Source organism: Pantoea sp. SIMBA_079 (genome assembly GCF_046940275.1).
In the GTDB taxonomy this organism is placed as follows: domain Bacteria; phylum Pseudomonadota; class Gammaproteobacteria; order Enterobacterales; family Enterobacteriaceae; genus Pantoea; species Pantoea borealis.
The window spans coordinates 1-5,963 of sequence record NZ_JAWRYR010000026.1 but is presented as its reverse complement, the minus strand read 5'-3'; the positions used below and the strand labels follow the sequence as shown (position 1 = coordinate 5,963).

Sequence of the window (5,963 nt, the reverse complement as noted above, 5' to 3'; positions counted from 1 at the left end):
ACAGGCGAGAAATGGTCCCGGCAGTCTGAGGAACTCCCGCTCCACCGAGTAATAGACCTTGCCACTCTGATCTGCATTACAATGGATTACAGCAAAAACGGGCGGCTATCATCCAGTGATGACTTTCCGGTTAGTCGATCTGCAGACAATCATGAACTTACTCATCATATTGGGCTCATGAAAAAAGAGTTAAAAGAAAACCAGGAATATCTTGATGAAAGCTTGAAACGCCTTTCAACGGAATTGAAGCGTCTTGGCTACTAAAGAACCCGCCTAAATAGGCGGATTCTCATCTATTCTAACTACATGGATTTACCATAACATCCCAACCCCGAACTGCGAGCAGAAGACTCTGCTGTACGAAATCAGGCCGGTTCAGATATGTTATCCATGACTTTCACCCCTGTTAGCGGAGCACACCATGCCGGAGTTCTGTTTTTTTAAGAAGGGTAAGCACATCGCCGCCCTGGAAATATCGGACGCGGAAAAATCTGCACAACTGACTGGCGAGGGCTGGGAAAAACAGTTTGAAGAGGTTCGCGCCGCCGATGCTGAAAGTGCGCTTACCAGGCTGGCAGACATGCGGAAAGAGGAAGTCACAACAGAGCACGCTTTCGTGACGGGTTCCGTATTCAGCAGCCTTCTCACGGCCATTCTCAAATAATCGCCTGCTGGCAGCTCTATCTGAACCTGCCAGCCACTCATATTTAACATAACAGTGCTTGCCCGCACCTCCGCAGGGGCCCTCGGCGCGATCCTGCGGCCTGATGGCCGTTTCCGGCACCTTTCCCTGCCCATATCCCTGAAAGACGCCCCTGATGATTTCTGCGCACTTGCATGACTATGCACGGGAGTGAATGGCGGCCGGTTCCGGGCGGATGCTGGCACTAAAGCCGTGTTTTCACAGGAAACGATCATTTCCGATAACGTCTCACGGGCGCGCAGTTTACTGTGCGCCCGTGAGACGTTGGCCAAGCCGCCAGGCGCGGCAGTCCACTTGCTGACACTGTTCTATCCTGCGATCGCAAAAGGGATAGAGAAAATTTCGACACGTCGAAATTTATAAGGGTGTCGGGCGTAGCCTGACTAGGAGGATTTGGTGTGCCGGCGGTACTCCAAAGACACATCTTGTCCCGCTGTTTTGTCATTGGCGCGAAGCGGCGGTAATGACAAAACATTTCCTGTCCGTCCCGTCCGTTAAGATTTTCTGACCGGCTGCAGTTTCTGCGTAACCAGAAAGCCCTCAAGACTCAGATCTTCGTTCAGCCCGTCCCAGTGAATGCCGCGCGGACTCAGCTCAAACGTTGCAAGCTGCTCTGCGGTGGCGCCGGCCAGCGCGGGAAAGTAAGACAGCGGGACGCCTAGGGTGCGCCCGTCGCTCAGCTGCAGCCACATGTTGTAGGGATCAAATTTTGCCGACTTGATGGATACGCTCATCACGACCTCCGGTTGACCGTCACGAATTTACGTTGATAGTATGCCCGGGTAGTCCTGTCGTCCATGACGACCACCAATGATCCCACGGCCTGAGAGGATCGCCTTCGGGTGGCTGTACAGAACACTCCCGCAGCCTGAAAGGGAGAACGCAAAGCGTGGTACATCTGCCCGCCCCTGGAAGCAGATATCGTCACAAACAGCGCACCTACGACGCGACGATGAGGGTACATTTCACAACGCAGTGACCGGCACCGACCGTCCTGCCATCCGCTGCCGGCATTTACGCGCCGGCAACCATAAAGCCGATAAACCTGTAGCGGGTCTGTCGCGAAAAACTCGTTCTATCCCGCGATCACCATTACGCCTTCCGGAAAGCACCTGTTTGCAGAGGCAAACGCGCCTCCGGACTGAACGGCGTCACTTTGGTTCGAGTGAAACGAAAACAAAGTGACGCGTGAAAAAATCACGCTGCAGCCCCTGCGGCACAACGCCTGACGGCAATTTCCACAATCTGACGTACACGTATTAAGTGTTTTCATGCGCCCTGAACGGGCTTTTAACCACGACGCTGCCGACACGACTGCAGGCAGGTTTCATTAAAAAAGGAAAAAGAACGGCTCGGTATCGATGGCGACACCAGGAGACTGGTGTGTGGAGGGAGTCTGACGCAAGTCAGCCCGGCGTAAGCCGCGAACAGGTCAGCGACCTGGGGAAACCTCGCAAGAACTCAACAATTCGTCACCCCGATGCACAGATACCAGCTGAGTCGCAGGAAGCGCAAAAACAACCGCGCCATCGGGGCCAGAATTACCGGAAAATCAGGTGCTGTCAGCCGGCTATTTCCAGAACTGCCACCATTTCACTGGTGACGGCTGAAGCTGCTGCATATCTTTTTTATGCTCAAGCAGCTGCAGTGATTGTTTTAGGCTGTTGATATGGGAATCCTGTGCAGAAACAAGCGTCCTGAGATGTTCAACCTCCTGTTTCAAACTATTAATTATCTGTTCATTAGCCGTATCAGGCACTGTAACACGCTGTTCAGAAGCCTGTTCACTGTACTGTTCAGTAACCGGGGCAGAGATATCGCCGAAAACACGAATAAGCTCTGATATATCTATCATTTTTGAATTGCGCACACCTGCACAAGTAGACAGTTCACCTGTCTTTATTAACCTGTGCAGCGTTGTTCTGCTTTTACCTGTAAGCCTAGCAGCCTCACTGATAGATACTTTTGCCATCCGGTTACCGTTATTCCTTATTTAACCTGTCCTGAAGCACAGCATGAAGACGTTCAGCATCCTCATAAAGCTTTTCGCACATATCCGCTTCACTGTCTAAATCCAGCTCATTGAGCTTTTCCAACAGGAGTAGACTCTGGTCCTGAATGAATTTTGCCATGTTCAGCGCAGTTTTGTGCTGTTTCGTCATGAGATGCTCCGGTGCGTACGTGCCATATGCGAAAAACAGGTGAAATGCCGCTTCCTCGGTTCCCCTGGCTACGCCAGACGAACACTGCGGCGAGCGTTACCGGCTAACGACGAAAAGGCTTAGGCTTGCTCCAAGTGAATTCAGCAGCCTGACGTTCGTGAACCCGTGCCTGTTTAGCGGCTTCAGCTTCACGCTGACCAAGAAGCTGCTCACGGGCAACCCGCAGCACCTCTTTTTTTTCCGGGCCGGACAGTTTTTTGCCTTTTGCCCGTTCCGCTGCAAAAACAGCATCATCAAGAAACTGCTTTTCAGTCTTAGATACAACATGCAAACGACCAGCCATAAAGCCTCCAGTTCGACGTCAACAGCGCCCCCCTTACCCCCCGAGCCTAGTCCCCGGCACCCCGGTTTTCCATAGGCTCCGCCCTCCTGACGAACATCACAGAAATCTGCCGATTCCCGGTGCTCAAGTCAGAAGGGGCGAAACCCGACAGGACTTAAAGATACCGGACGTTTCCCTCCGGTGGCTCCCTCGTGCGCTCTCCTGTTCCCACCTTACAGCTTAGCCCGTGTCTTTCCGCTGTTATGGCCGCGTTTTCTCATACCACGCCTGACACTGAGTGCTGCTTAGGTGGTTCGCTCCAAGCTGGACTATATGCACGAACTCCCCGTTTAGTCCGACTACCACGCCTGTTCAGGTAACTGTTCTCTTGATTCCAACCCTGATAGACACGACAAATCGCCACTGGCGGTAGCCACTGGTAACTGTTTTACGGAGCGGAGTTTGTATAGCGGACTATACACAGAGTTCTTGAAGTGTGAGCCCAACTACAGCTACACTGAAAGGACAGATTAGGTGACTGCGCTCCGTTTAAGCCAGTTACCACGGTTCACAAACTTGCCGGTTTAGTGAACCTTGGAAAAACCACCTTGCCGGGTGGTTTTTTCTTTCATCGAAGAATACATTTATGGTATGTGTTATGCAATAAAAACCAAATACCATCATACCAAATGAAACCTGAAGAAATTTCAATAAAATCAAAAAAATCCCTTGAGTTAATAGAAGAATTAAGTGAAAAGCTTATAGAGCTGGGATTTGATCTTAGTAAAATAGATGTTGATGAAATAGGAAGCCCCTCTATTTCAGAGGTATTCAACCATCTTAAAATAATTACATCAACGATATCCTCTTCCAATGATACAATAAAAAGCCTTGAGTTATACTTTCAAAAAGAAGACTTAATTGAATTCAACTCTGTTTTAGATTCAATTCTATCTTGTTTAAGAGAGTCAATAGAGAGTGCAACTCCTTGGATAGAGCAAATACTTAAAGAAGAAAAAACAGATAGCGAATTAGAGCAGATAAAAAAAGCCATCAACATAGTGCAAACAATAAGCATATATAGCATACCACGGCATCCATTAACTCCAAACTTAATACCAGCAAGGCAGGTGTACGATTTAAGTATATCAAATCTAAATGAAAAACTAGATCAACTAAAACCTCTATTTAGATTTCTTTCTTACAATCCAAAATCAGCTAAAGAAATTAGCTTGAAAGAACTAAGAAAGCTAAACAAGGAAGTATTAACATCATTAACAAAATCAACCAGTCTAATTGAAGAAATAAAAAGGAATGTAAGAGCATCTGCATCCATAAAAAAAGAAATGGAACACCTGCACAGCTCATCGAACCATTTAACTGAAGAAATGGAAGATTACTGTACAAAAGCAGATGAAAACATAGAGAAAATAAAATCCCAAGCTTTGAAAAACCAAAGCCTGCTAGATGAATCTAACGAAAGTCGCGATAAGATTGAGCAGTATCGATTGCTTGCTGAAACACTGGTTGACGAGACAACAAAAGACAGAGACACCATACACAAACAGCTTTCATCCACTCAGGAAGCAATAGCCAAAGTAGAGAGCGCAAGTTCAACAGCAAGCAAAGCAGCAGATATACTTAATGGCCTAAAAGAGCAATCAAAAGAAGTCCTGCAAAAAGCAAACGATATATTAACAACAAGTGGAAGTGTTGTGCTAGGACAAAATTTCGAAGGCCAATATACAGAAGCAAAAGCTGGTCTAAAATTATGGCCTATCGCAGGTGCCATTTCTCTTTCAGTGGCAATCGGGATATGTATTTATGCCATTCAAACCCATATAGAAAGAGGTGGAGCAGCAATAATAATAGCAAGACTTGCCATAGCTCCGATAGCACTAATTGGCGTTTGGTTTAGCGCAAGCCAATATATAAAACAAAAACATATAATCGAAGATTACGCTTATAAGAAGACACTAGCCTTGTCACTTGTAAGTTTTAAAAAAGAGTTAAAAGAAACAAAAACAAGTCATGAAAGGGAATATATGCTCGAGGTTTTAAAGGAGCTACATAAGTCCCCATTAGACTCATTGGATAAAAAATTTATTAGAGAAGAAGTTAAACTGCTGGAGAAAATGCGAGTTAATTTTTTGAAAGAGGTAAGCGAGTCAATTAATGGAAATAAGCAAGATAACAAAAAACAGACAGAAGAGAAGAAAGAAACTGACGACAACTAATAATTTGAATTTAAAATGATGCTATAGCCGGTTTAGAAAAAGCTGCTGACCCGGCTAAGTACTAACAATAAACGGAAGAAGTTCACACTGCTGATGCCGCTCTTCTAATTGCTAACAGCCGCGAGTTGACAGCCCCGCCATCTCAAATCTTCTTGAACACCCATAAACCCGCCCGAACATCTACTCAACTCATTGATCTTAATATAAATACTTTAATTGTTACATTTAGTGAGTTTACTAATTAATTAAATAAGTTAATTTATTGATCAGTAGCCACTAAGCGAGACATAGCCAATGAAAATTCCAGCACATTTGAAACATAAGCCAATTATTCAAGTAGAAAATTACGATCGCATTGATGGACCATACGCTGACGAAACTGATGCCATGGGACTATCTGTTGGTATTGCTCAATGGAACACCGCAGGGTGGACTGAACTCTCAGCAAAGGTTTGGAGGAATACAGGCGAGAAATGGTCCCGGCAGTCTGAGGAACTCCCGCTCCACCGAGTAATAGACCTTGCCACTCTGATCTGCAT

At 46.5% G+C, this 5,963-nt stretch carries 8 protein-coding genes; 4 read left to right on the top strand and 4 right to left on the bottom strand.

The genetic code is table 11. From position 1 onward, the window contains the following. Together SB719_RS18810 and SB719_RS18805 are read left to right on the top strand one after the other, a co-directional pair. A partial coding sequence (locus SB719_RS18810; protein ID WP_412159567.1) for a DUF6530 family protein occupies positions 1–264 on the top strand: 264 nt, incomplete at its 5' end. Between the two features lie 157 nt (positions 265–421). Continuing rightward, positions 422–664 (top strand): hypothetical protein, encoded by a 243-nt coding sequence (locus tag SB719_RS18805; RefSeq protein WP_412159566.1) that lies wholly within the window; start codon positions 422–424, stop codon positions 662–664. A gap of 533 nt (positions 665–1,197) precedes the next feature. On the opposite strand, the gene SB719_RS18800 is transcribed toward SB719_RS18805, so the two are convergent. The 4 genes from SB719_RS18800 to SB719_RS18785 form a co-directional block, all read right to left on the bottom strand. Beyond that, a complete protein-coding gene (locus tag SB719_RS18800; RefSeq protein ID WP_081142849.1) occupies positions 1,198–1,437 on the bottom strand; it encodes a DUF2442 domain-containing protein in 240 nt (79 codons plus the stop codon). A gap of 836 nt (positions 1,438–2,273) precedes the next feature. Then, entirely contained in the window at positions 2,274–2,675 is a 402-nt protein-coding gene (locus tag SB719_RS18795) for a helix-turn-helix domain-containing protein (RefSeq protein ID WP_412159565.1), read from the bottom strand. Between the two features lie 10 nt (positions 2,676–2,685). Then, positions 2,686–2,865 (bottom strand): Rop family plasmid primer RNA-binding protein, encoded by a 180-nt coding sequence (locus SB719_RS18790; protein WP_412159564.1) that lies wholly within the window; start codon positions 2,863–2,865, stop codon positions 2,686–2,688. Between the two features lie 103 nt (positions 2,866–2,968). Beyond that, on the bottom strand, positions 2,969–3,208 hold the full coding sequence (locus SB719_RS18785) for a hypothetical protein (RefSeq protein ID WP_412159563.1): 240 nt from the start codon (positions 3,206–3,208) through the stop codon (positions 2,969–2,971). Positions 3,209–3,876: 668 nt separating this feature from the next. Between SB719_RS18785 and SB719_RS18780 the strand changes: the two genes are divergently transcribed. Both SB719_RS18780 and SB719_RS18775 read left to right on the top strand, forming a co-directional pair. Further along, the gene (locus tag SB719_RS18780) at positions 3,877–5,424 is read left to right on the top strand and encodes a hypothetical protein (protein ID WP_412159562.1); all 1,548 of its coding nucleotides are present in this window, start codon (positions 3,877–3,879) and stop codon (positions 5,422–5,424) included. 294 nt (positions 5,425–5,718) lie between these two features. After that, a partial coding sequence (locus tag SB719_RS18775; RefSeq protein WP_412159561.1) for a DUF6530 family protein occupies positions 5,719–5,963 on the top strand: 245 nt, incomplete at its 3' end.